Here is a 22,945-nt window from a genome sequence, read left to right on the forward strand (position 1 = left end):
CAAAATACAGATGAAAATGCAATTTTTTAGTAATTTTAGTCTACAAAAATTGCTTTTCACTTTATGATGTAGCCTTAAAATTATCGATTACCGAATGGATCAATAACATGACTGCTATTGCAAATAACAACGTGGTTTCTTTCCACTATACGCTGACTAACGCTGAGGGTGAAACTCTCGATAAATCACAAGGTGAACCACTTGCATATTTACATGGCGCAGGTAACATCATTCCTGGTTTAGAAAAAGCTTTAGAAGGTAAAACTGTAGGTGACAAATTTACAGTAACTATCCCAGCTGCTGAAGGTTATGGCGAATACAACCCTGACCTCGTTCAAGAAGTTCCTGCTCAAATGTTCCAAGGTGTTGAGAACATTGAAGCTGGTATGCAGTTCCAAGCTCAAACTGATGATGGTGTTCAAATCGTTACTGTTAAAGCAATCGAAGGCGACAACATCATCGTTGATGCTAACTTCCCATTAGCTGGCCAAGATCTTACTTTTGAAGTTGAAATCGCAGAAGTTCGTGATGCTTCTCCAGAAGAATTAGAGCACGGTCATGTACACGGTGCAGGTGGTCATCACCACTAAGATCTGATTGATCTGATCGAAAAGGCAAAGTTTTTACTTTGCCTTTTTTATGCGTATTGGTTTAAATTGATGAAAACCTAGTGTGAATGAATCCATTCCTATCAATCCTATGCAAAAACAACTCCTTTGGTTTCGTCAAGACTTACGTATTCAAGACCATACTGCCCTATGGCATGCAGCGCAAAGCGGTCCTGTAATTGCACTGGTGATTCTTTCACCTGAACAATGGCAAATGCATGACGATGCACCGATTAAGCTTGATTTCTATTTACGTCAAATTCAAGCCATTCAACAAGAACTTGCTTCTATTCAAATTCCGTTGATTATCCGCACTGTTCCCTTATGGGAAAACATTGCAGCAGAGATCGATCAACTCTGTCAAAAACTGGACATTGAAAATGTACACGCCAATATTGAGTGCGGTGTTAATGAATTAAATCGAGATTTCCAAGTTCAAACACAACTAAATCAAAGTAACCGTGATTTGGTTTTATATCATGATCGCACTCTGTTCCCTGTCGGTTCAATTCGCAATAAATCCAATCAACCCTATCAAGTCTTCGGTGCATTTAAAAAATACTGCTATGAACAACTGAGTATTTCGATCCCGCAATGCTTCCCTATTCCTGAGACTCAAGCTTTAAATGATGCAATAGATCTGGGCAAGTTGAATAACAATAGCCTGCCGACTTTGGCCGAGCTTGGTTTTACATTCGATCCGAATCAGATCAACAAACAGTGGCAAATTGGCGAACAATATGCCTTGAATGTCTTGGATGAATTTATTGAAAACAAAGTCCGTCATTATCAACTCGAACGTGATTTCCCCCAAATTGAAGCCACCAGCCAGCTTTCAGCCTATTTAAATATAGGCATCCTTTCAATTCGACAGTGTTTCAATGCCCTATTTCGAGCACAATTCGGACATTTTTCTATTGATCATGTTGGTCAACAAACATGGCTCGATGAGCTACTTTGGCGTGAGTTCTATCAGCATATCCTGTTTGATTTCCCGCGTGTGTCAAAGCACTTGCCCTTTAAAATGCCAACACAGCAGCTACAATGGCGTGATGCTGCAGATGATTTAAGCGCTTGGCAAACAGGTCAGACAGGGATTCCGATCGTCGATGCAGGTATGCGCCAATTACTTCACACAGGTTGGATGCATAATCGGATCCGCATGGTTGTCGCCATGTTTCTCACCAAGAACCTATTGATTGATTGGCGTTTAGGTGAGCAATGGTTTATGCAACATCTTATTGATGGAGATTTGGCTGCCAATAACGGCGGATGGCAATGGTGTGCATCCACAGGAACTGATTCCGTACCTTATTTCCGTATTTTTAACCCTATCAGCCAATCGCAGAAATTCGATGCACAAGGTGACTACATTCGACAATGGGTTCCAGAACTTGCACATTTAGACGCAAAAACCATTCATGAACCTTATGCAAAAAATCCCAATATAGAGCTCAACTATCCAAAGCCAATTGTGGATTTAAAGCAAAGTCGTATTCGAGCAATTGAAGCTTTTAAGCAGATTTAAAGTCACACTTAAAAGCGTTCTCAATGCGTTTGATTAAATCGCGTGTTGAAACAATTTAAGTGGGTTTTGAGGATGGTTTTTTGGGCGTTCAATCGATTCAAAATAGCAGTAATATTTAAAGATGCGATCCAAAGAAACATAAAGCACTTTTTGTTCTGAAACTGACCAGATTTGCGCATGGTTAGAACCTGATAAGGTACTTCCACTCAATTGGAACAGATAAAAATCTTGTGTCCGTTGAACTGGTTTTTGAGTAGCCTGCTTGTCTGAACTTGATGAAACCTGACTGGATGAATTTAATAATCGACACGGTGTATTAATGAGCCATTTTTCACTAAACCAAAGCTGCAACAGATCGCCCAAATACAGTTTTTTTTCAGTAAATGGCCAAACATCTAAATAGGCTTGTTCAACTTGGATAAAATATTGTTCAGGATCTTGCAGGATTGAAAGGTAATTTTCTTGGTAGACTGAGAAATTTTCAAAAATTTGAGAAATAGTAAGCGTATTCATTCGCTGTCTCCTATTTAGCCATTTAGTGCTGGCAAGTTGGTTTTAAATCCACACTGTTTAAGTCAAACTTAAACACTCTTTATGGTTTTAATCTAACAAGACCGTTTCACTATTGCAACTGTCAGAATCAATTTTTTTAAATTATCTATAGATTGCTCAAATAAAAACCATACAGTGTACAAATGAAGAAAAGATGACAGGAAAGGCTTGACCCTTAAAGATATATCCTTATAATCGCATTCAGATTCTCCAATAGCTCAGTCGGTAGAGCGACGGACTGTTAATCCGCAGGTCCCTGGTTCGAGCCCAGGTTGGAGAGCCAAATTCTAAAAGCCCACTTATCAAAGTGGGCTTTTTTTATTTCAAGATTAGACACAGCGTGTGACAAACTAAAGCAACAGTTCCATCTGGTTTTTATTAAACAGCACAACAAAATAGACCAAAGCAATGCTTTGGTCTATTTTGTAAATTCAGTTTTTAATCAGGCAAGCAGTTAAACCGGTACACCGCTATGGAAACGGAAAGTCTTATCAGGCGTTAAAATCAAATCCTTCTCTACTTCACGAATCAATTCGATGCGTTGCTGGATATCCTCTTCTGGATCTTTTAATTTAGCAGTTTTAGCAACATCTAAAGCCAAAGCTAAATAGTCCTCATAGTGACGAGATTCAGATTTCAGCAAGTAACGGTAATAACGACCCAACTCATCATCTACCAATGGCGCTAAGGCATAAAATCGTTCACAAGAACGTGCTTCAACAAACGCACCAATCACCAAAACATCAATCAACGCTTCTGGTTCATAAGTACGAATTTCCTTACGCAAACCACCTGCGTAACGACCCGCACTCAGACCTTTCCATTCTTGACCACGTTTGCTCATAAACTCTAACACTTGTTCATAATGCAACATTTCTTCACGCACAAGTTGTGCTAATTTGATCTGCAAATCGGTAAAAAAACTGTAGCGAAACATCAAGTTCATTGCTGTTCCAGCCGCTTTCTTTTCACAATTCGCATGATCTTGCATGAGCAATGGGAGATTGTTCAATGCCTCATCCAACCATGCTTTTGGCGTTTCACAGCCTAAAAAAGCAATCACAGGTTGCATAAGCTCATCATAATTCATATTCGACATGATCAATATTCAACAACGTAAATCAAAAATTAAATTAACCAGCTGCATGAAGTGCGGCCTTCATGTCCTTTACTGCTTGTTCCAAACCGACAAAAACACTTTCAGCAATAATCGAATGTCCAATATTGAGTTCATGAATCTGAGGAATTGCAGCAATTGCAGCCACATTGTCCAAATTCAAACCATGACCAGCATTGACGACCAAACCTTTAGATGCTGCGTACTCAGTACCTTTAATAATTCTTTCGAGTTCAATCTGTTGAGCTTCAGCAGTTTTAGCGTCTGCATAAGCACCCGTATGTAATTCAATAGTGGGTGCACCACAAGCAATTGCAGCATCAATTTGCGCAAAATCAGCATCAATAAACAAAGATACATCACAACCAATTGCAGTTAATGCCTGAGTCGCAGCTTTAACATCTTCAAAATGCCCAAGCACATCTAAACCACCTTCTGTGGTGATTTCTTGACGTTTCTCCGGCACAAAACACACATGATGTGGTTGAATCTCTTTTGCAAATGCAACCATTTCATCAGTTACAGCGATTTCCAAGTTCATTCTTGTCGTCAATACAGGTCGCATACGGCGCACATCATCATCTTGAATATGACGACGATCTTCACGTAAGTGTAAAGTAATGCCTTCCGCCCCTGCTTGTTCGCAAATTAATGCAGCTTTCACAGGATCAGGATAAGTTGTTCCACGTGCTTGTCTGAGGGTCGCAACATGGTCAATGTTTACACCTAGCAATGCAGCCATAACATTCTCCTAATTAACCAATAAAATAAAATTAACGGCTCAACGTTTTAGATTGAGCATTTTGAACCCAAAGCTGACGACTTTTTAATGGTCGATCACCTAAAAGTGAAGTAATCATTTGTCGATAGAGTTTAGCCAATAATTGTAACTGCTCTGGGCTAAAATCCCTACCCTTTTCATAATTTGCCATGCTTAGAATTTGCTGGCCCAGCAACGTCCCAGACGAAGTATATGACACTGGTGTAAAGCCTTCCGCCAATTGAAATTGATAACGTTGGGTCAGCATAATCTCTTGTTGATTTGAATCATGCCCATAATCCAGTGGATAGCCCAACTCTTCTAACAGTGCGTGTTCAAACTGGCGTAAAATTTGCCGAAGAAATAAATCAGCTTGTGGATGTTCAGCCAATTTTTGTAAATGTTGTAAAGTTAAATGGTATTGCTGAAATGTTTCAGACATCATTTCTTCAAGCGGACATAAACGAAGTAGCAATTCATTTAAATAAAAGCCTGAAAAGAAAGCATCCCCATAAAAGAAAATCGGTTGATTGAGTATTTCGAGTTTTGAAAAGTTTTTAAGCTCGGATTTTCCCGACGCTTGTAAAGTAATCGGTTGATATTGTGGTGGTGGGGTTTGTCTAAGAATACCGTCGACACGACCATGCTCTTGTGTAAATAAGTGCACAATATGACTACGTTCTCTGTATTTTCGATGATGGATTAAATAACCATGCAAGATTTCATTACGCATCTAGCTTGAACTTAATCATCCTTTTGTTTTTTCTTATCATCGTCATCATCCCCGTCAGGAATAACAGCGCCTACAACCGCAGCAGTGCCTTTAACCACACCTTTGGTGGTTTTATAAGCAACTTTGACGGGAACTGTCACAATTTTAGTGATACAGCCTTGTAACATGATTATGCAAGCAAGAATTGCTATAACTCGAATCATTTCAGTTCCCAAAAAGTCAATTAAATATCGCTGTAGCCTAAACTTTTTAAAGCACGTTCGTCATCAGACCAACCGCCTTTAACTTTCACCCAAAGTGTTAGCATGATTTTTTGCTCAAACATTTTTTCCATGTCAACACGAGCATCCATACCAATTTTCTTCAGCTTAGCACCTTTTTCACCGATCACGATGGCTTTTTGCCCAGGGCGATCAACAAAAATTGTGGCATCAATATAAGTACATGCAGCTTTAGGACGACCCGTTTTTTCATTCACTGTCGCTTCTTCTGTTTTAAATGATTCAATTTGAACCGTTAAATCATAAGGCAGCTCTTCGCCTAACTGACGCATAATTTTCTCACGAATGATTTCACTGGCAAGAAAACGTTCTGAACGGTCAGTTAACTGTTCTAAAGAATATAATGGTGGCTGGAATGGCAGATACTTTTCAATCGCTTCACGCAAATGATCCAAGTTTGCACCACGTAATGCTGAAACAGGAACAATTTCAGCAAAATTCATTAACTTCGCACGTTCTTGGATCAACGGTAAAATCATACGCTTATTTTCTAAGGTATCGATTTTATTGATAATCAAAACGACTGGCATTTCTGCATTTTGCAGTTTTTCTAAAACCAAGTCATCATTTGGTGTCCATTTCTGGGCATCTAAAACAAATAGAACCAAATTGACATCACGCAATGCAGAATGTGCAGCTTTGTTCATCATTTTATTGATCGCACGCACTTCTTTCTTGTGCATCCCCGGTGTATCAACAAATACAGCCTGAGACTTTTCACGACTATCAATACCAATGATTTTATGGCGCGTCGTTTGTGGCTTACGTGAAGTAATTGACAATTTTTGCCCCAATAAATGGTTCATCAATGTCGATTTACCCACGTTTGGACGTCCTACAATTGCAACAAATCCACTTCGGTAATCCGAAGGGATTTTTGTACCTTGCGAGCTAAAAAATTGATTAATTAACTCATTACCGTTTTCAGACGGCTCGTGATCAGCATCATTGTGATCGGAATGTGTACTCATGCAGTTTACTGCTCCAATATCTTTAAAAAATCCGCCGCGACTGCTTGTTCTGCAAAACGGCGACTTGATCCCTCACCCATCATTTTAGGCAAGCCATCTACTGTACATTCTACTTTAAAATGCTGGTTAGGTGCATCACCCTGAATATCTACGACCTCATAAACTGGGAGATGCTTTTTACGAGCTTGTAGATATTCTTGTAAACGTGATTTCGGGTCTTTAAGTTGATCTGTCGGTTCGATATGATCTAAATACGGTTCATACCATTTTAAAACAATCGATTCCAACAAAGGCAAATCTCGCGTTTCGGTGTAAATTGCGCCAATAATTGCTTCAACTGTATCTGCTAATATTGACTCACGATGATGACCGCCTGATTTCAATTCACCTGTACTTAAAATTAAACTTTGACTTAACTTTAAATCATTGGCAATTTTACCCAATGCTTCTTGGCGTACCAAAGTTGCGCGCATACGCGTCAAACGACCTTCATTTTCATGAGGATACGCATGATATAAGTAGTTTGCGATGATCATACCCAACAATGCATCACCTAAAAACTCTAGGCGCTCATAGTTGTATTTGTGACTCACCGAGCGATGAGTCAGCGCGAGTTGTAATAACTCGTATTGTTTAAACTGGTAACCGATTCTACTCTGTAAGCGAGGATCACTTACTTTCAACTGACCTTTGATCAAAACTCTTCTCGAAAGTGAGGACTAAATCTATATTCAGCATGAAATTTTTTCGTACTTCATATTTTTTAGTCACTTGTAAACCATCTTTAGTTGATACAGTCGCAATATCCTCAAGTTTAGTATCTCGGATATTGTTCATTTCTAACCGTTTATCAACTTCTGTTGCAAATTTCATTGGTGTGATTTCAGCAGAGCTATTCTTGATCTGCTCTACAATTTGATTATTAATCACACGATCATCCCAGTATAAAGGCCATACAGCAACTATGATTTTCAACATAAAAGCTAAAGCGATTATCCCCAGTAAAATTCCAATATATGAAGCGCCTTGTTGATTTTTACGCATTTTTTTTATCCAACAGCTCAGAATGAATAATCTTTAATCGCAATTGAAAATAATCATATAATTGAGTCAAATACACTGCTGCAGACCCACTGATCATTTTCAATTGTTATAAATTTTTTATCCACTGCAAACCCTGGTGTGATAAAAAACTTTACCGCGCTATTATCCTTGAAACTGCATCAAGTTGCTAGTTTAAATCATTTGTTCTATTTCATTTTTCTTATAAATCAAGACAACTTTATAGCTTTAACAGATAAAAATAAAGGTCAATAAAAATTGACCTTTATTTGATTTTCTAAACTGTAGCCGATTAGTTAATTGCACCATTGCGACTAAATGAAGGCATTTTTAAACCAGGTTCCTTATGCATCCACACATAGATTGCATGACCAGTTAAGTTCTCTTCAGGTACAAAGCCCCAAAAACGACTGTCTGCACTTTGGTCACGGTTATCACCCATGGCAAAATAATGGCCTTTTGGAACAGTCACTTCCCAACTTTGACCATTTGATTTTACAAAGCGGTCATTTGCAGTTGCTACATAAGGTAGGTCTTGTTTTTTCTGTGCATAATTAAATGCTGAAACCAAAGTATTTTGACCTTCCAACAAACGAACTAAATGCTTATGTGTACCCATCGTTTCATAATAGTAGATTGACTTAGGTGTATCTAAAATATCTTTTTCACGACTAAACTCAGTAGGTACTTGCTCAACATTTTTGCCATTGATTGTAAGTTGACCATTATTGAATTCAAGATGGTCACCCGGTAAACCAATAATACGTTTGATATAGCTAATTTTGGGATTTTCTGGATAACGGAAAACAGCAACATCACCACGTTGTGGCTCACCAATATCAATAATCTTGGTATTGGTAATCGGTAAACGAACACCATACTGGAACTTATTCACCAAAATATAATCACCTGTTTCTAAAGTCGGCACCATAGAATCAGAAGGAATATTAAACGGTTCAAATAAGAATGAACGCAACACCAAAACCACTGCTAGAACAGGCCAGAAATCATATGCCCATGAAATGATGACATTTTCATTCCCCTTACCTTTTGTTGCACGTTGTTTCAGTACAAACTTATCCAGTAACCATAGCCCAAAAAATATAAGCGTTGCAGGAACGAGAATTAAATTAAAATCAAAATCCATGAGCAATAAGACCTCTAGTTTTTATCTTTCTACTTTTAACACAGCAAGGAACGCTTCTTGTGGGATTTCAACACTACCCACTTGCTTCATGCGTTTCTTACCTTCTTTTTGTTTCGATAACAGTTTCTTCTTACGAGAAACGTCACCACCATAACATTTAGCCAATACGTTTTTACGCATCGCTTTAACTGTTGAACGTGCAATGATTTGTGCACCTATTGCAGCTTGAATCGCCACATCAAACATTTGACGCGGAATCAAGTCTTTCATCTTTTCAACTAAAGCAATACCACGGTGACGCGCATCATTACGATGACAAATCATTGCCAAAGCATCAACCTTATCACCATTAATTAACACATCGACCTTAACTAGAGATGAACTCTCAAAACGCACGAAATTGTAATCCAACGAAGCAAAGCCACGTGAGCAAGATTTCAATTTATCAAAGAAATCCATAACCACTTCTGCCATTGGAATTTCAAAGGTAATCGATACTTGGTTACCCAAGAATTTCATATCTTTTTGCACACCACGACGCTCGATACACAGGGTCATGACATTACCCAAGTATTCTTGAGGCACTAAAATATGACATTCAGCAATCGGCTCACGTAAATCTTCAACCGTTGAACCATCAGGCATTTTAGATGGGCTATCGATATAAATCGTTTCGCCATTTTTCATCAATGCTTCATAGATTACGGTAGGCGCAGAACTGATTAAGTCTAAATCATACTCACGCTCTAGACGTTCTTGTACAATTTCCATGTGTAGCATTCCCAAGAAGCCACAACGGAAACCAAAACCTAAAGCATCTGAGCTTTCAGGTTCAAAGAACAACGCAGAATCGTTAATTTGTAACTTATGTAGCGCTTCACGGAATGGTTCAAAATCACTGGCATCAATTGGGAATAAACCCGCATAAACCTGTGGTTTTACCTTTTTAAAACCCGGTAAAGTTGCAACATCAGGTGTGGTTGCCAAGGTAATCGTATCACCAACTGGCGCACCAAAAATGTCTTTGATCCCAGCAATGATAAAGCCAACTTCACCCGCTTCTAAAATACCTGTATCGGTATGTTTTGGATTAAAAATACCAACAGAAGTGATGATGTGCGATTGACCTGTTGATTTCATCAACATTTTATCGCCTTTACGCACACGACCTTGTTTGATACGAACAAGTGATACCACACCTAAATAGTTATCAAACCAAGAGTCAATAATTAAGGCTTGTAAAGGTGCGTCACGGTCACCTTGCGGTGCTGGAATAATGTCAACCAATGTCTCTAAAACAGACTCTACACCTAGACCTGTTTTTGCCGAACATGTTGGTGCATGTGTTGCTTCAATACCGATAATTTCTTCGATTTCATGAATAACACGTTCAGGTTCTGCTTGTGGCAAATCGATTTTATTAAGGACAGGTAGTACTTCTAAACCCTGCTCAATTGCGGTATAGCAGTTTGCAACAGATTGCGCCTCAACCCCTTGTGCAGCATCGACAACCAACAATGCACCTTCACAGGCAGCAAGAGAACGCGATACTTCATAAGAGAAATCCACGTGCCCCGGTGTATCAATAAAGTTTAATTGATACTCTTGCCCATTTGGATGGGTATAGTACAAGGTTACAGAAGCCGCTTTAATGGTAATCCCACGTTCACGCTCAAGCTCCATAGAGTCTAGGACTTGAGCCTGCATTTCACGGTCTTGCAATCCACCACACATTTGAATGAAACGGTCTGCAAGTGTCGACTTGCCGTGGTCGATATGAGCGATAATCGAAAAATTACGTATATTGTTGATATTAACGGATTTCTTAGCTACTGCCATACACTACTCTAAAAATATGTACACAATCATGTACTCAATATCAAAAGTACTTATGACGTGCAAAAAATGAAATATCTTAATTGCTGCACAGTATAAGCAGAACATGGTCAAAAATATAGTAATTACATATAAAAATAAGACCTGCTGTGTATTGTTTTATCAACTGCGCCAATCCATGCTTTTAATCTGGTGACCCACAATAACAAGCAGAACCAAGCACTTTTTCTTGGTACTTATACTTCCAGATGCTGACGAATAATACATTAATGCAGAAATAAGCGATGTTCTTTCTGTTCGTAAAATCTATAATCGTCTTTTTAATAAAAACAGGATCGGACTCAAAAAAAGTTTGAGCCAGACTATAAAAAAATAACTGATTAAATCTCATGATAAAAAAGAATGATCCTGCTAAATATCAATAAAACACATAAAATAATTGCAGCAGCTTCAAACAAAATTAAAATTATTTACAACTTTTTGACTCTTTTTATATTCCTCAATCGTTTTAGTAATAGCTTATCTAAACAAAAACATTAACGTGGTGCTGTGCAGATAGAAATTAACCTTATTGGCGGATCTAAAGCACTTGATTCATGCTCAATAGAAATCTTTGTTCAACAACAAATTACAGTGACCGCAAAATGACAAAACAGTCAGGTCATTGATATCAATATATCCTTTTAGATTGCAGCGGCCATACCGCTGTGACCATGATTGAATGGTGAGACAATTTGAATAAAGACCATGATCCTAAGCCTCACATGCAACAGACCCAACTGATTAATCTGGCAGAACAGCTTCGCCCTGAATTGCATCGCTACTGTTCGCGACTGATGGGCTCTGTCATTGAAGGTGAAGATGTCGTTCAGGATACGCTTGCTCGGGCATTGCTTGTGATTGACAAAATACAAGATTTTCAGATGTTACGTGCCTGGTTATTCCGCATAGCACATAACCGAGCACTTGACTTACTTCGAAGTCGAGCCATTCGAATAACAGAAGCTGTGGATAGTGTTACTGACGATATTGAAGATATAAATACCTCTGATCCGATGGAGATGCTGATGCGCGAGGAAACAATTAAAATGGCTGTTTCACGATTTATGCAACTCCCAGTACTTCAGCGCAGTGTCATCATTCTTAAAGACGTTCTTGATGAGCCTCTTGTAGACATTGCTACCCTACTGAATCTCTCAGTAGACTCAGTAAAAGCCCATCTTTCCCTTGGACGTGCTCGACTGCGCGAAATCAACATAACCACGGAAGAAGCACAAATTGCCCGACCAACATCTGATGCAGTAGCAAACTATGTAAAGCTGTTTAACCTACGCGACTGGAATGGGCTAAAAGCATTACTTTCTGATGATGTCAAACTCAGTCAGTCTACTCATCCTGTCCGTGTTGGCGCTGCCGATGTCTCCATGTTCTTTGGTGCCTACGCAAAAAATGACCACATCTGGCTAGTTCCCGCATGGCTTGGAGATCGCGAGGTCATTGCTCTCTTTGAAAACCGTATAGACATCAAACCAAGTTATATCATGTGGCTGGAATGGCAAGAAGGCAAAATTAGCTTTATTCGAGATTACCGCTATGTGCGATATGTTGCCGCTGATGCAGAGCTGATATTAACCCCAAATAAATAAACAATTAGGCTCGTCATCATACTCAAACCCATTCGCCATTGAGCATATAGCTATTGTTGATGAGCCAAATGCCTTAAGGAGAATGCCATGAAAGCACAAGCAATCCGTATTCCAGATCTAGCACGTGAAGTATGTCCTTTAGAAAATATTGGCTATGAAGATGCTTTTAGCGTTGATATTGCTAATCCCATGATGAATAAAAAGTACAGCGCCGAAGAATGGGCATATGAGATTTTTGCCAATGCTCCTCCAGCAATCAATCAGATCGTTAGTCAGTCATGGAATACGCTGGGATTTAAATCTAAATCTGACTCACACTGGCAATCACTAAAATCAGCAACAATGATCAAGCAAGAAGATTTAATCATGATTGTTGTTCACTCTGATTCAGTTGATATTCAAATATGTATGGTCATCAACCTGATCGAATCTCAGGTGATCTTCTCTTCTTTCTTTAGCAGCGGTCATAAATGGTTCTCAACACCCACCTTGAAAATGATGACAGTTCCGCATCGCTTCATTGCACCATATTTACTTAACACTGCGGCTGAGCGTATGAAATTAAAATCATACATTTTTGTTATTTAAAAATAGCTCATCTCAAAATTGAGTAATGTCACTCATACAATTGCATGGTTTTTTACAGATAAGCTCTCCATTGAGAGCTTTGTTTTATTTGTCTATCTTGCTCAAATTTTTCCTACCCCCATATTCCCTTCTAATCGATGTTGTAATTTTGCCTAGTATGGCCAAGTAGCCACTCCATTATCCTGCCTTTTCGGCTGTAGATGATGATTTAAAGTGATTCAACACATTTAAGCGTAGATGATAAAAATCATGTCCTGCCAAAAAAATCACGTCAACTATCTTTCGATTCCACACCTGCCTCATCATCGCAAGTTATCAATACACATCCACATGATCAGACTGATCAGCGGCGAATTAAATTATATAAAAAGCCAAATCGAAAGCACTTCACTCAATCAAATTAAAATAATTTATAAACTTTTTGACTCTTTTCTGAGGCTTCAATCGTTTTAGTAGTACATCACTTTATTAGATATTGGAGAAATCGTCATGAATCTGAAAGACAAAAAAGTCGTGGTCACTGGTGGTAGTCGTGGTCTCGGTTTAGGTCTAGTTGAAGCACTGGTTGATCAAGGTGCAAAAGTAACTGTGGTTGCACGTAATGCCAAAGATCTTGATGCTGTCGCTGAACGGTTAGGGGTTGATACAATTTCTGCGGACATCACAAATGAAGCTGCGGCACATCGTATCATTGCAGACATTCGTCCAGATGTCCTTGTGTTAAATGCTGGAGCAGCGCCGCGAATGGGGCTTCTGGATGAATTGACTTGGGAAGAGTTTTCTATAAATTGGGAAACTGATGTCAAAGCAGCCTTTTTCTGGTTTCAAGCTGTATTAAAAACACCGCTAAATCCAGGCAGCCGAGTTTTAGTGGGATCTAGTGGTGCAGCTGAGTCTGGTTCTCAGATGACAGGTGGCTACGCCAGTTCTAAACGTGCGCTTTGGTTCATGACCAAATATGCCAATTTGTTTGCGCAAGATAAAAATCTTGGTATTCAGTTTCAGGCCATCGTTCCTCGCATGATGATCCTTGGTACGGGCGTTGGTGACTCAGCAGCAGGTGCTTATGCAGCAGCCATGGGAATTACACCTGAAGAATTTGTCTCCCGCTTTGGGGCACCTATGCCACCGAGAGCTTTTGGTGATCATGTGATTTCAATACTTAAAGAGCCTCAATTTGCTGAGAGTATGGTACTGGGACTCAATGGTAATGATGGCGTGACGGTTATCGATTTATAACCACCACTCAAAAGATCAGGGTTATACAGCCTGCGCTAAGTGAAGCTGTTATCTCCCTGATCATAATTTAAATCAGTTGATTTTCGCTCAAAACCTTATTAAGGCATCATCCTATGATCCACCTACATTACTGGCCAACGCCAAATGGCCATAAGATCACTATTTTTCTTGAGGAAGCAGGACTTAAATATGATGTAATACCTGTGAATATCGGTCGGGGGGATCAGTTAAAATCAGCCTTCCTTGCTATTTCACCCAATAACCGTATTCCAGCAATCATCGATGATAGTCCAGACGATGGTGGCGAGCCTTTGAGTGTGTTTGAGTCTGGCGCAATTCTTCAATATTTGGCTCAAAAGAGCGGATTATTTCTCTCCAGTGAACCCAGAGCACGAATCATGGCCTTGGAATGGCTGTATTGGCAAGTCGGTGGGCTTGGTCCAATGTTAGGTCAGAATCAACATTTCGCAAAGTATGCACCTGAAAAAATTCCTTATGCAATCGAACGTTATGTCAATGAAACCCGACGCCTCTATAAAGTGTTGAATACTCATCTCGACGGACGTACTTTCATTACAGGTCAAGATTACTCAATTGCCGATATGGCAGCATATCCTTGGATCGTTCACCATGAAGAACATGGCATAAAGCTTGCTGATTTCCCTCATATTAAATCTTGGTTTGAAACAATCCGTGAACGCCCTGCTATTCAGCGTGCATATAAAGTAGCTGAGAAGGTACAAGTGATGGATCCAACTCAGGACAGCTTGGCACACAAAATATTATTTGGTTTGACTCAATAAAGTCAGGTCGTAACGAAATGAATTTGTTGCTGAACGATACATTATTCAGTAATCGTGTAGATGAGTCCTGAGATGCATGTCGTTACGATCAAATCCGCTAGAGTCTGTTGACAATTCGTCAGGTACCATTTACTGGCAAAAAAACACGCTAATCCCCACTACGCCTTACGCTACAAACAAAGCAGGGCTTTGCTCTTGCTCAGGTAGCAAAAATAAATTCTGCTGAGTGGAGGTGTTCTTTAAGCATTTGTTTATTGAACATGCTCATGATATTGTTCTATACAATAAATAATTTTGTCATAGGTCAATATTGTGCTCAAAGAAATTATTTCAGACAGACTGAGTGAAATTAAATTAACGATTGAGAAAGCCTGCCACAAGGTGAATCGAGATCCTTCTGAAATCAGATTATTGCCTGTCAGTAAGACATTTTCAGCAGAACATGTTCGAGCAATTCACGCGCTAGGATATGACTGTGTCGGGGAAAATAAAGTTCTTGAAGCCAAGGCTAAATATGAGGAACTAAAACAACTTAGCAATTTAAAATGGGTGCTGATTGGGCATCTACAGCGCAATAAAGTGAAATATGTAGCCCAATTTATCAGTGAATTCCATGCCTTAGATCGCGTCGAACTTGCTTACAAACTGAATAGTGCCTTAGAAAAAGAAAAGCGGATTATGCCTGTCTTTGTCCAAGTTAATACATCAGGCGAAAGCAGTAAATATGGCATTCAGCCTCACGAACTAGAACATTTCATAGAACAATGTCAGCCATTTAGCTACATAAAAATCGTTGGATTGATGACTTTGGCAATACATAGCCATGTCCCTACTGAAGTCAGGCAGTGTTTTCAGCTTTTAAGAGCACTAAGAGATCAAATTTCAAAAAAACATCCAGAGATACAACGGCTTTCAATGGGTATGTCTGGAGATTTTGAACTTGCGATCGCTGAAGGTGCAACAGATATCAGGATTGGACAAGCAATTTTTGGCGCACGTTCCAAACCAGACAGTTATTACTGGCCTACTGAATAGAGCATCACGATGAAAACTCATTATCAGATCAATATATATCGAGAAAAAAAGTTACTCGGTACTTTTACACCCAATCATCTTGCTTCACAAAATTCCATTCAACAACTCATCGCAACATTGACAGCAATTGATCCTATTGAAGTTGAGTTTGTACAAGTGACTGAAGATATGCGTGTTCTGATCTATCAAAATGGTCAGATGAGAACGTTATCCTCTCAATACTCTTATCAAAATACAACTGCAGATTCAGTTTTTTAACAGAATGAAGAGTCATCCAATTCAGTTTGATTTATAGCGCTGACCCACACTTATTTTACCGAGAGACAAACATGAACATGATAAAACACCAAGTTATTAATGTGATCCAATTTTTAAGTTTTGAGGATACAGGAAGCTTTACTCCCGTACTAAAACAGATGGGCTATGACATTTGCGTTTTTCAAGCAGGTGTAGATGATCTAAGTGCTATCTTACAAGAAAAGGACCCGCTTATCATTCTTGGCGGGCCAATCAGTGCTTATGACATCATTACCTATCCTTATCTCAAAGAAATCATCGTGGGATTGAAGCAACGATTAATAACCAATTATGCAACTTTTGGTATTTGTTTGGGTGCTCAACTGATTGCCACTGCTTTAGGTGCAAGAGTATATCCCGGCCACATCAAAGAAATAAGATGGGGGCGTTTATCCTTGAGTGCTCAGGCATTTGCATCACCTTTAAGGTTTCTTGAAGGTATACACGTTTTACATTGGCATGGTGATACCTTTGATTTACCTAGCGTTGGCACACACTTAGCTAGTTCAATTTACTATCCAAATCAAGCATTTAGTGTAGGAAATAATATTATAGCATTACAGTTCCATGCTGAAGCAGATCCTAAACAATTTGAAAGATGGCTCATCGGTCATACTGATGAATTAAAGCAACATAAGATAGATATTTTGGATTTAAGACTTGAGAATCAATATTATGGCAATATACTGGCAGACAAAGCAAAACTTGTACTTGAAGACTGGTTAAATAACTTGATCGGGTTTGAAAGTAAATGATTGGATCTATATGGCTGAAATTAAAGGTAAAACATCTCAGGACATTCAAAATAGTATTCGAGAACTTATTCAGAATGGGATTTTGAAGGAGGGGGAATTATTACCCAATATTCGCGCTTTGGCCACTGAGCTGGAAGTCAATCGTAATACAGTTGCTGCCGCCTATAAAGATTTAGCCTTAATGGGGATTGTTGTATCCAAAGGGCGTGCAGGCACTCAAGTTCGCAAAAGTCCACAAATTAACCGTTTTGAAAATCTTCAAAAAACCAATCAAACATTTTTTGACCTCGCGCATGGAAATCCATGTCAGAATTTTTTACCTCAATTAAATGAAATCAACTTTAATTTTAATACTTCGTATTTATATGGTGACAGTACCAAGCTTTCAGTGCTTGAAGCGTTTGCACGAAATGAAATTTTTGCTGATGTAAATAATCAAAATTCTGAAATTGAATTTACCCATGGTGCGGTAGATGCAATTGAAAGAATTCTCAATGCACATTTAATCCAATCTGACAGTATTGCGATTGAGCAACCAGGTTTCATTACCAGTATTCATACTTTACAGGTGAATCGCTTTAATATGGTGTTTTTCCCAGTTACAGCACAAGGTTATGATATTCACAGTATAAGAAAAGCACTAGAGCAAAAAGCCAAAGCAATTGTCATTACACCAAGAGCGCAGAATCCGACCAGTTATAGTCTTGATGCTAAAACGGCACAAGAATTACATCAGTTATTTTCTGAATACCCTGATGTACTCATTATTATTGATGATCACTTTTCATTACTTGCCACAACACCTTATTATCACATTGTGCCTGAATCTACCCGACATTGGGCGGTGATAAGATCTGTATCAAAATTTTTAGGTCCGGACTTTAGATTTGCATTTATCAATTGTGATCCTCAGACTGCGACCAGACTAAGGATGAAACTAAATCCAAACTGTACCTGGGTGAGTCATATCTTACAAAAGATGATTTTTTCGCTTATGACATCGGAAAAAGTTCATCAATTAATGAATAAAGCAAAAATACAATATCAGACAAAAAATCAAGAAATCGTTAAAAAATTATTGGATCAAAAGCTTCTAGATATAAGTTATTGTGATGGTTTAAATCTATGGATCGAACATGTGCAAGCTCAGGAAATAGCCTATCAACTCGCGCTAATGGGATGGAAAGTCAGACTTGGAAAAGAGTTTTCATTAGGCCAAGATATTAAAGCTATACGTATCACCACTTCTGAATTAGATGAACAAAAAGCGATGGACCTATTCAATGATTTATCATTTATCTTAACTAAAATAATGACACTCTAAAATTTATGCTTTTCATCCATTATTTTTGCTAACGATCTTAAACTGAGGAAAAGTAGAAAACTAATTTCCTACTTTCCTTCATGAAAAAACATTGAATTTAAAAATCAGAAACCTGCCAATTTTAAACGATTAGCATGATGACTATATAACGGAACTGGATCTGCACCAGCACCAGAGCCAACAAGTCCGACAATCTGATTAACTTCATCCAAATGGTTCTGTGGATAATTATCGCGAATGACATTGCCCAAATGAGATGAACATATTGGTACCAAACCGTCACTATCACTACCAGTGCTCAATTTGATAAATGCTTCACCCGCAAGCAACCCGTAAGCTGTAGGATCTAATAAATTTGTGAGTCCGCCTTTACCTGACCATGAATAATAATTCACACCATTTACTGTAGCTGCTCCTGAACCACACTCAGTCACTGGAATACCTTGCGGGAAAGTGGCATTAAACTCACCAGCCCCAGCCTTGGTCAAACCTGCAAGTGCACTTAAAACATCTTGATCATATGCACCACCATTGCTAGAAGTCCCCCCCAGAAAACTTTCTATACCTGTAAACATATTGATTACAGCTCCGATAGTTTTATCAAAGCCTATTACACTGGCTGGTTTACGTATAAATGTTTCCACCAAATCTGCAACAGGACTACCTTTATTTGAACCCGCAATACCTGTTACGGATGCAACTAAATCAGGACGAACCCCAGCAACATAGCGAACAGTTTGCACACCTTGGCTATGACCAATCAGGTTAACTTTTTCTGCACCTGTTAAAGCCTGAATCGTGAGAACTTGTTTAAGTAATTGTTCACCACGTACTGCATCTGAGTTAGCAGCAGATGTGTTAGTTACATATACATCAGCGCCTTGGCGACTTAAATCCTGAGGAATACCATGCCAGTAATTGATCGGTCCAATCTGAGAAAAACCAAATAAACCATGTGCAAATATCAAGGGATACTTAGTTTTGGCATAATCTGTTTTTTTAGAGAACAGTCCCCAATCCGTTGCAGATGTTTTGCTACAACCCGCTTGATCGTTTTTGATACCGCAATTTTGATAACTTGTAGTTACAATTGCTGAGCTGTTAACCGATGTGAATATGATGGCCCCAAATACCAAGGCCGGGATTGCTTTTTTCATTGTTCAAGACTCCATATATTTGAACATTATTTTTGTATTACATTGATTTCTTGATACTTCAAAATATTTCCCTGAAAATCTCCTTGTTTAATTCTCAATGCTATATTTCTGTTATTGATAATTTCCTTATTGCCTATTCAGCGACTTTTTTATTCGAATTAGCCTGTATCTGTTCAAAAGTCTGTGCACGAATTCGTTCTTCTGGGCTGCTAAAAGATTTATTACGTAATTCATTTATTGCAACCTGTTGTTGAGTCGCATCTTGCTGACTCGCTGTAATTTGTGCTCTCGCTGCAAGATAAATATCTACTCTTTTTTGCCACTGGCTTTCCTGTAAATCAACCTGAGTGAGGCGATCTGCTGCTGCCGCACCGACTAATTTTTTACGCATCTCGTACAGCTCACTTGCTGAACCTCCACGTTGATTAATCTCGGTGGTCAATTCCTGTAATTGGTTGTATTGTAAAATCGGCTGCATACTTGCTTTCAGTTCTTCTGGCTGTTCATTCAGCAATGCTGCACTTTTTTCTGCCTTCTGATTTGTGTTTAAGCGTTTATCATTATTGATCGCGTATTGTGCAATTGCATACTGGTCATAGCTTTCTTCTTGGGCAAAAAATACATCTGCTTCCTGTGGCGTAAAAATCTGTCTACGCAGCTTAACTATAGCTGAAGCTACTGTTTTAAAGTCCTTTGCACTGTTGGTCTGAGCTGCAGGTAGCTTTTCACGCTGATGCAGATAATTCATATACTTATCAAGTAATTGATAAGAATAAGGTTGAGCAGTCGTTGGTAGAAGACCAGCAAGGTATTGACGAATATCAACAACAATACTGCTTTCAGTTTTTTCACCAATACTTGAAAGAAAATAATCGAAACAGTCGCGAATGCCACGCGACAAAACCAATTGACCTTTCGTATCAACCTGTAAAGGACAGTTCACCTCTGTCCCCCGCAGTGATGGCGCCAACTCAGGCATAACACCATGAAACTTTAACACTTGTTGATTAGTATCAGAAACTGACGCAACAGTACTCAACGATTGCTGATTTTGTATTGTTGAATTTGAACTTGATACGTCACTGACAGCATGAGTTTCTGGCTTTAGATACCATACTATTCCGACAAGAAATAATACGACCGAACCCAGTAATAGAAATTTTCTATATCGGTTTATAACATCCATGTTATATCTCTTTTCAATATTTTATTATGTTTTTCACAACCTCAGATTTTCTGATACTTCGAAAATCTTTAACCAGCTAGAAAAGTAGCTGCTTCATCAATAAGTTCTGTTACTTCAACAGGTTTTGATGCTAAAGATGCATGACTGGCATTCAGCGAAATTATTTTTTTAGCTGACATTCGTGCTGACATCATATTTTGATTCTCAGGATTAATCATTCGATCATCTATAGAGATCTGATACCAAGATGGTTTAGTTTTCCATGCCGGTGAAGTAATCACATCACCAAACGTACTAGCCAACGGTGCCTTTTGGGTTACTGCCATGACCAAACCTTCATCCGCAGTCAAATCTTGACAAAAGCTTTCATGAAATTTATCTGCTTTTAACCAGAGATAACCATCACTGTCTGGTGCTAAATTTGGCGCCGCTTCAGGTAAGTTCTGTTGGGTAATCGCCCCAGGGCTTTCACCTGAATCAGGTGCAAATGCAGCAATATAAACCAGACCTACAACATTGGGTAAATTTCCAGCTTCTGTGATGACAGCACCGCCATAGGAATGACCAACCAACAAAACATCACCATCTATTTGTTTAATCATTTTTTTTGTACGTTCTACATCATCAGCCAGTGAGGTCAGCGGAATCTCAACAGCATGCAGAGACGAATATCCTCTAGCTGCCAATTCTAGAATAACTTTATTCCAGTGCGCTGCGCCTCCCCAAAAACCATGTACCAATATAACCGTTGGTTTTAAACTCATTTGCTACTCCAGAAAATTATTATGTTCATATTCAAGTGATCTAGCTTTTCAAGAAGTTTCATGGCATAACTATTAAGAGCGAATTAATAATTGATACTTTTGGTCAGTCAAAGCTTCCTGCAATGATTATTAGGCATAAATTACCGGCTAACAATCACCAAGAATGCAAAGTTTTTGCAGAAACAGTATTTTTCTCGGAATTCCAAAAATATGCTTAGTTCGTTTTCAGATACTTTTTTTGATATCTATCGGTTATCAGATATAGCAGGCAAAATCCATAGTATTTCAACTCTTTTGTCTGGAGAAATACTAGAATTTTCTCCAAATCATGGCTATATACATATTATTCAGAAAGAAAAATGCCTTTTAACAATGGATCATCTGGAACATCATCTGGAATTGAAACATTGCGACATAGTTGTGGTTTTACCTGGTAACTTTCACAGTATAAGCTTGAATACAGATGCATTTCAGGATGCTAAAATCATCACCTGTACAATCGATTTTTCAGGTATTTATGGCTCAGCTATTGCCGAGGGGTTACCTGCTTTTATTCATGTCCCTTTTACCTGTAAAGCCACAAATATTATTGCAGAATGGGTTCCAATCACTGTTCATGCAATTCAACAGGAACTTAAAGCACCTTCGATAGGCAGTCAGATTATGCTGACCAGAATTATTGATCTATTATTTATCTGGTCAATTCGATGCTGGCTTAGCACTGTTGAACCGAATCATAAAAGCTGGATTTCAGCATTACAGGAACCGATGATCAGTAAAGCCATGTCTTTAATGCATAATCACCCGCATTTTGACTGGACTGTTGAAGAACTTGCAAAATCTACCAATTATTCTAAATCAAGCTTTTACAAGAAATTTACAGAATCTGTCGGGACCACCCCAATACAATATTTAAAATCGCTGAGAATGCGATTAGCCAGTGAATTACTATTAACCACGCAAAAAAGTATTTTTCATATTGCTGAGCTTGTTGGCTATTCCTCTCAGGCTGCATTCAGCCGAGTATTCTCCCAAACATTTAACTACTCACCTTCTGAGTTTAGAGAATCCTTTAAAAACAATCCTGCACAGGAATAAAACACAACCGCGCTTATTAACAATGTATTGTGCAAAATATTGTTAAATCAAAGTATTTTAATAGTTAGCTTTTTATTCATTTAAGTCTGCTTCGGAATCTGGCATGCCAAATTTGAGTTCATCACCAACTTTGGCGATTGCGTGAATAGCGGGTAGGAATTTTGCACCAATAACTGTTAATTTGTATTCTACAGAGGGCGGCGATGTCGGGATTGGCAGACGTTGTATAATTCCTTTACTTTCCAAATGACGTAGACGTTCTGTTAATACTTTTGCGGTAATTGATGGCAAGTCAGCTCTTAACTCGCCAAATCGACGTGGTCCAGCACTTAAACACCAGATGATTTCTGCAGTCCAAGCGCCCCGTAGCAGTGCCATACTCTTACTCAAGGGACAGACATTATTTGGCGAAGGCGCACGGTTTTTTCGTAGCTTTAGACCCAAAGTTTCCTCCATTC

At 38.8% G+C, this 22,945-nt stretch carries 25 protein-coding genes and 1 tRNA gene; 12 read left to right on the forward strand and 14 right to left on the reverse strand.

Annotated elements, in window-relative coordinates; genetic code table 11:
• Nucleotides 1-107: 107 nt before the first annotated feature.
• Together ACZ5QH_RS16000 and ACZ5QH_RS16005 are read left to right on the forward strand one after the other, a co-directional pair.
• Nucleotides 108-590 carry an FKBP-type peptidyl-prolyl cis-trans isomerase gene (locus ACZ5QH_RS16000; protein WP_004717066.1) on the forward strand — a complete coding sequence of 161 codons (483 nt, stop codon included), beginning with the start codon at nucleotides 108-110 and terminating at the stop codon, nucleotides 588-590.
• A 109-nt stretch (nucleotides 591-699) separates the two neighbouring features.
• Nucleotides 700-2,136 carry a cryptochrome/photolyase family protein gene (locus ACZ5QH_RS16005; RefSeq protein ID WP_303576422.1) on the forward strand — a complete coding sequence of 479 codons (1,437 nt, stop codon included), beginning with the start codon at nucleotides 700-702 and terminating at the stop codon, nucleotides 2,134-2,136.
• Between the two features lie 33 nt (nucleotides 2,137-2,169).
• Here ACZ5QH_RS16005 and ACZ5QH_RS16010 read toward each other — a convergent pair whose 3' ends face one another.
• On the reverse strand, nucleotides 2,170-2,649 hold the full coding sequence (locus tag ACZ5QH_RS16010; RefSeq protein WP_270385690.1) for a hypothetical protein: 480 nt from the start codon (nucleotides 2,647-2,649) through the stop codon (nucleotides 2,170-2,172).
• A 246-nt stretch (nucleotides 2,650-2,895) separates the two neighbouring features.
• Between ACZ5QH_RS16010 and ACZ5QH_RS16015 the strand changes: the two genes are divergently transcribed.
• A tRNA-Asn gene (locus ACZ5QH_RS16015) sits at nucleotides 2,896-2,971 on the forward strand.
• Between the two features lie 171 nt (nucleotides 2,972-3,142).
• Here the strand turns inward: ACZ5QH_RS16015 and ACZ5QH_RS16020 are convergent.
• The 9 genes from ACZ5QH_RS16020 to lepA form a co-directional block, all read right to left on the reverse strand.
• Entirely contained in the window at nucleotides 3,143-3,787 is a 645-nt protein-coding gene (locus ACZ5QH_RS16020; RefSeq protein WP_034616324.1) for a MiaE family protein, read from the reverse strand.
• A gap of 34 nt (nucleotides 3,788-3,821) precedes the next feature.
• Nucleotides 3,822-4,547, reverse strand: a complete 726-nt coding sequence (gene pdxJ / locus ACZ5QH_RS16025) for a pyridoxine 5'-phosphate synthase (RefSeq protein ID WP_004717080.1) — start codon at nucleotides 4,545-4,547, stop codon at nucleotides 3,822-3,824.
• 31 nt (nucleotides 4,548-4,578) lie between these two features.
• Nucleotides 4,579-5,298 (reverse strand): DNA repair protein RecO, encoded by a 720-nt coding sequence (gene recO / locus ACZ5QH_RS16030; RefSeq protein ID WP_004717082.1) that lies wholly within the window; start codon nucleotides 5,296-5,298, stop codon nucleotides 4,579-4,581.
• An 11-nt stretch (nucleotides 5,299-5,309) separates the two neighbouring features.
• A complete protein-coding gene (locus ACZ5QH_RS16035; RefSeq protein WP_004717085.1) occupies nucleotides 5,310-5,501 on the reverse strand; it encodes an NF038104 family lipoprotein in 192 nt (63 codons plus the stop codon).
• Nucleotides 5,502-5,521: 20 nt separating this feature from the next.
• Nucleotides 5,522-6,550, reverse strand: a complete 1,029-nt coding sequence (era, locus tag ACZ5QH_RS16040) for a GTPase Era (protein WP_303576255.1) — start codon at nucleotides 6,548-6,550, stop codon at nucleotides 5,522-5,524.
• Nucleotides 6,551-6,555: 5 nt separating this feature from the next.
• The gene (gene rnc / locus ACZ5QH_RS16045) at nucleotides 6,556-7,248 is read right to left on the reverse strand and encodes a ribonuclease III (protein ID WP_004717088.1); all 693 of its coding nucleotides are present in this window, start codon (nucleotides 7,246-7,248) and stop codon (nucleotides 6,556-6,558) included.
• Nucleotides 7,220-7,594 carry a DUF4845 domain-containing protein gene (locus ACZ5QH_RS16050; protein WP_004717090.1) on the reverse strand — a complete coding sequence of 125 codons (375 nt, stop codon included), beginning with the start codon at nucleotides 7,592-7,594 and terminating at the stop codon, nucleotides 7,220-7,222. The genes rnc and ACZ5QH_RS16050 overlap by 29 nt, the downstream gene beginning before the upstream one ends.
• Before the next feature lie 310 nt (nucleotides 7,595-7,904).
• Nucleotides 7,905-8,759 carry a signal peptidase I gene (lepB, locus tag ACZ5QH_RS16055; RefSeq protein WP_004823131.1) on the reverse strand — a complete coding sequence of 285 codons (855 nt, stop codon included), beginning with the start codon at nucleotides 8,757-8,759 and terminating at the stop codon, nucleotides 7,905-7,907.
• A 21-nt stretch (nucleotides 8,760-8,780) separates the two neighbouring features.
• Nucleotides 8,781-10,598 carry a translation elongation factor 4 gene (gene lepA, locus ACZ5QH_RS16060; protein WP_004717093.1) on the reverse strand — a complete coding sequence of 606 codons (1,818 nt, stop codon included), beginning with the start codon at nucleotides 10,596-10,598 and terminating at the stop codon, nucleotides 8,781-8,783.
• Between the two features lie 731 nt (nucleotides 10,599-11,329).
• On the opposite strand from lepA, the gene ACZ5QH_RS16065 reads away from it, so the two are divergent.
• The 8 genes from ACZ5QH_RS16065 (at nucleotide 11,330) to ACZ5QH_RS16100 (ending at nucleotide 18,282) form a co-directional block, all read left to right on the forward strand.
• Nucleotides 11,330-12,241: a sigma-70 family RNA polymerase sigma factor gene (locus ACZ5QH_RS16065; RefSeq protein WP_303576256.1), complete on the forward strand. Its 912-nt coding sequence runs from the start codon at nucleotides 11,330-11,332 to the stop codon at nucleotides 12,239-12,241.
• An 87-nt stretch (nucleotides 12,242-12,328) separates the two neighbouring features.
• Nucleotides 12,329-12,829, forward strand: a complete 501-nt coding sequence (locus tag ACZ5QH_RS16070) for a hypothetical protein (RefSeq protein ID WP_303576257.1) — start codon at nucleotides 12,329-12,331, stop codon at nucleotides 12,827-12,829.
• A 489-nt stretch (nucleotides 12,830-13,318) separates the two neighbouring features.
• Complete coding sequence (locus tag ACZ5QH_RS16075) at nucleotides 13,319-14,068, forward strand: SDR family NAD(P)-dependent oxidoreductase (RefSeq protein WP_303576258.1); 750 nt, start codon at nucleotides 13,319-13,321, stop codon at nucleotides 14,066-14,068.
• A gap of 113 nt (nucleotides 14,069-14,181) precedes the next feature.
• Nucleotides 14,182-14,871 (forward strand): glutathione binding-like protein, encoded by a 690-nt coding sequence (locus ACZ5QH_RS16080; protein WP_239045228.1) that lies wholly within the window; start codon nucleotides 14,182-14,184, stop codon nucleotides 14,869-14,871.
• Between the two features lie 312 nt (nucleotides 14,872-15,183).
• Nucleotides 15,184-15,906 carry a YggS family pyridoxal phosphate-dependent enzyme gene (locus ACZ5QH_RS16085; protein ID WP_034616299.1) on the forward strand — a complete coding sequence of 241 codons (723 nt, stop codon included), beginning with the start codon at nucleotides 15,184-15,186 and terminating at the stop codon, nucleotides 15,904-15,906.
• Between the two features lie 9 nt (nucleotides 15,907-15,915).
• Nucleotides 15,916-16,164 carry a hypothetical protein gene (locus tag ACZ5QH_RS16090; protein ID WP_034616297.1) on the forward strand — a complete coding sequence of 83 codons (249 nt, stop codon included), beginning with the start codon at nucleotides 15,916-15,918 and terminating at the stop codon, nucleotides 16,162-16,164.
• 71 nt (nucleotides 16,165-16,235) lie between these two features.
• Nucleotides 16,236-16,958 carry a glutamine amidotransferase gene (locus tag ACZ5QH_RS16095; protein WP_034616295.1) on the forward strand — a complete coding sequence of 241 codons (723 nt, stop codon included), beginning with the start codon at nucleotides 16,236-16,238 and terminating at the stop codon, nucleotides 16,956-16,958.
• 10 nt (nucleotides 16,959-16,968) lie between these two features.
• A complete protein-coding gene (locus ACZ5QH_RS16100; protein WP_244013504.1) occupies nucleotides 16,969-18,282 on the forward strand; it encodes a GntR family transcriptional regulator in 1,314 nt (437 codons plus the stop codon).
• A 104-nt stretch (nucleotides 18,283-18,386) separates the two neighbouring features.
• Here the strand turns inward: ACZ5QH_RS16100 and ACZ5QH_RS16105 are convergent, their stop codons facing one another.
• The 3 genes from ACZ5QH_RS16105 to ACZ5QH_RS16115 all read right to left on the reverse strand — a co-directional run bounded on the left by ACZ5QH_RS16105 (nucleotide 18,387) and on the right by ACZ5QH_RS16115 (nucleotide 21,389).
• Entirely contained in the window at nucleotides 18,387-19,439 is a 1,053-nt protein-coding gene (locus ACZ5QH_RS16105) for a lipase family alpha/beta hydrolase (RefSeq protein ID WP_303576259.1), read from the reverse strand.
• A 133-nt stretch (nucleotides 19,440-19,572) separates the two neighbouring features.
• The gene (locus ACZ5QH_RS16110) at nucleotides 19,573-20,625 is read right to left on the reverse strand and encodes a lipase secretion chaperone (RefSeq protein WP_303576260.1); all 1,053 of its coding nucleotides are present in this window, start codon (nucleotides 20,623-20,625) and stop codon (nucleotides 19,573-19,575) included.
• A gap of 68 nt (nucleotides 20,626-20,693) precedes the next feature.
• Complete coding sequence (locus ACZ5QH_RS16115; protein WP_034616282.1) at nucleotides 20,694-21,389, reverse strand: alpha/beta hydrolase; 696 nt, start codon at nucleotides 21,387-21,389, stop codon at nucleotides 20,694-20,696.
• Nucleotides 21,390-21,599: 210 nt separating this feature from the next.
• Here ACZ5QH_RS16115 and ACZ5QH_RS16120 point away from each other — a divergent pair, with 210 nt between their 5' ends.
• Entirely contained in the window at nucleotides 21,600-22,487 is an 888-nt protein-coding gene (locus ACZ5QH_RS16120) for an AraC family transcriptional regulator (protein ID WP_303576423.1), read from the forward strand.
• A 72-nt stretch (nucleotides 22,488-22,559) separates the two neighbouring features.
• Here the strand turns inward: ACZ5QH_RS16120 and ACZ5QH_RS16125 are convergent, their stop codons facing one another.
• The gene (locus ACZ5QH_RS16125) at nucleotides 22,560-22,865 is read right to left on the reverse strand and encodes a winged helix-turn-helix transcriptional regulator (protein ID WP_303576261.1); all 306 of its coding nucleotides are present in this window, start codon (nucleotides 22,863-22,865) and stop codon (nucleotides 22,560-22,562) included.
• Nucleotides 22,866-22,945 lie beyond the last annotated feature (80 nt).

It is taken from the genome of Acinetobacter sp. Ac8 (assembly GCF_055392545.1).

Coding starts and splice junctions, on each gene's coding strand:
- ACZ5QH_RS16000 (WP_004717066.1), top strand. CDS start 108: ATGACTGCTATTGCAAATAACAACGTGGTTTCTTTCCACTATACGCTG.
- ACZ5QH_RS16005 (WP_303576422.1), top strand. CDS start 700: ATGCAAAAACAACTCCTTTGGTTTCGTCAAGACTTACGTATTCAAGAC.
- ACZ5QH_RS16010 (WP_270385690.1), bottom strand. CDS start 2,649: ATGAATACGCTTACTATTTCTCAAATTTTTGAAAATTTCTCAGTCTAC.
- ACZ5QH_RS16020 (WP_034616324.1), bottom strand. CDS start 3,787: ATGTCGAATATGAATTATGATGAGCTTATGCAACCTGTGATTGCTTTT.
- pdxJ (WP_004717080.1), bottom strand. CDS start 4,547: ATGGCTGCATTGCTAGGTGTAAACATTGACCATGTTGCGACCCTCAGA.
- recO (WP_004717082.1), bottom strand. CDS start 5,298: ATGCGTAATGAAATCTTGCATGGTTATTTAATCCATCATCGAAAATAC.
- ACZ5QH_RS16035 (WP_004717085.1), bottom strand. CDS start 5,501: ATGATTCGAGTTATAGCAATTCTTGCTTGCATAATCATGTTACAAGGC.
- era (WP_303576255.1), bottom strand. CDS start 6,550: ATGAGTACACATTCCGATCACAATGATGCTGATCACGAGCCGTCTGAA.
- ACZ5QH_RS16050 (WP_004717090.1), bottom strand. CDS start 7,594: ATGCGTAAAAATCAACAAGGCGCTTCATATATTGGAATTTTACTGGGG.
- lepB (WP_004823131.1), bottom strand. CDS start 8,759: ATGGATTTTGATTTTAATTTAATTCTCGTTCCTGCAACGCTTATATTT.
- lepA (WP_004717093.1), bottom strand. CDS start 10,598: ATGGCAGTAGCTAAGAAATCCGTTAATATCAACAATATACGTAATTTT.
- ACZ5QH_RS16070 (WP_303576257.1), top strand. CDS start 12,329: ATGAAAGCACAAGCAATCCGTATTCCAGATCTAGCACGTGAAGTATGT.
- ACZ5QH_RS16075 (WP_303576258.1), top strand. CDS start 13,319: ATGAATCTGAAAGACAAAAAAGTCGTGGTCACTGGTGGTAGTCGTGGT.
- ACZ5QH_RS16080 (WP_239045228.1), top strand. CDS start 14,182: ATGATCCACCTACATTACTGGCCAACGCCAAATGGCCATAAGATCACT.
- ACZ5QH_RS16090 (WP_034616297.1), top strand. CDS start 15,916: ATGAAAACTCATTATCAGATCAATATATATCGAGAAAAAAAGTTACTC.
- ACZ5QH_RS16095 (WP_034616295.1), top strand. CDS start 16,236: ATGAACATGATAAAACACCAAGTTATTAATGTGATCCAATTTTTAAGT.
- ACZ5QH_RS16100 (WP_244013504.1), top strand. CDS start 16,969: ATGGCTGAAATTAAAGGTAAAACATCTCAGGACATTCAAAATAGTATT.
- ACZ5QH_RS16105 (WP_303576259.1), bottom strand. CDS start 19,439: ATGAAAAAAGCAATCCCGGCCTTGGTATTTGGGGCCATCATATTCACA.
- ACZ5QH_RS16110 (WP_303576260.1), bottom strand. CDS start 20,625: ATGGATGTTATAAACCGATATAGAAAATTTCTATTACTGGGTTCGGTC.
- ACZ5QH_RS16115 (WP_034616282.1), bottom strand. CDS start 21,389: ATGAGTTTAAAACCAACGGTTATATTGGTACATGGTTTTTGGGGAGGC.
- ACZ5QH_RS16120 (WP_303576423.1), top strand. CDS start 21,600: ATGCTTAGTTCGTTTTCAGATACTTTTTTTGATATCTATCGGTTATCA.
- ACZ5QH_RS16125 (WP_303576261.1), bottom strand. CDS start 22,865: ATGGCACTGCTACGGGGCGCTTGGACTGCAGAAATCATCTGGTGTTTA.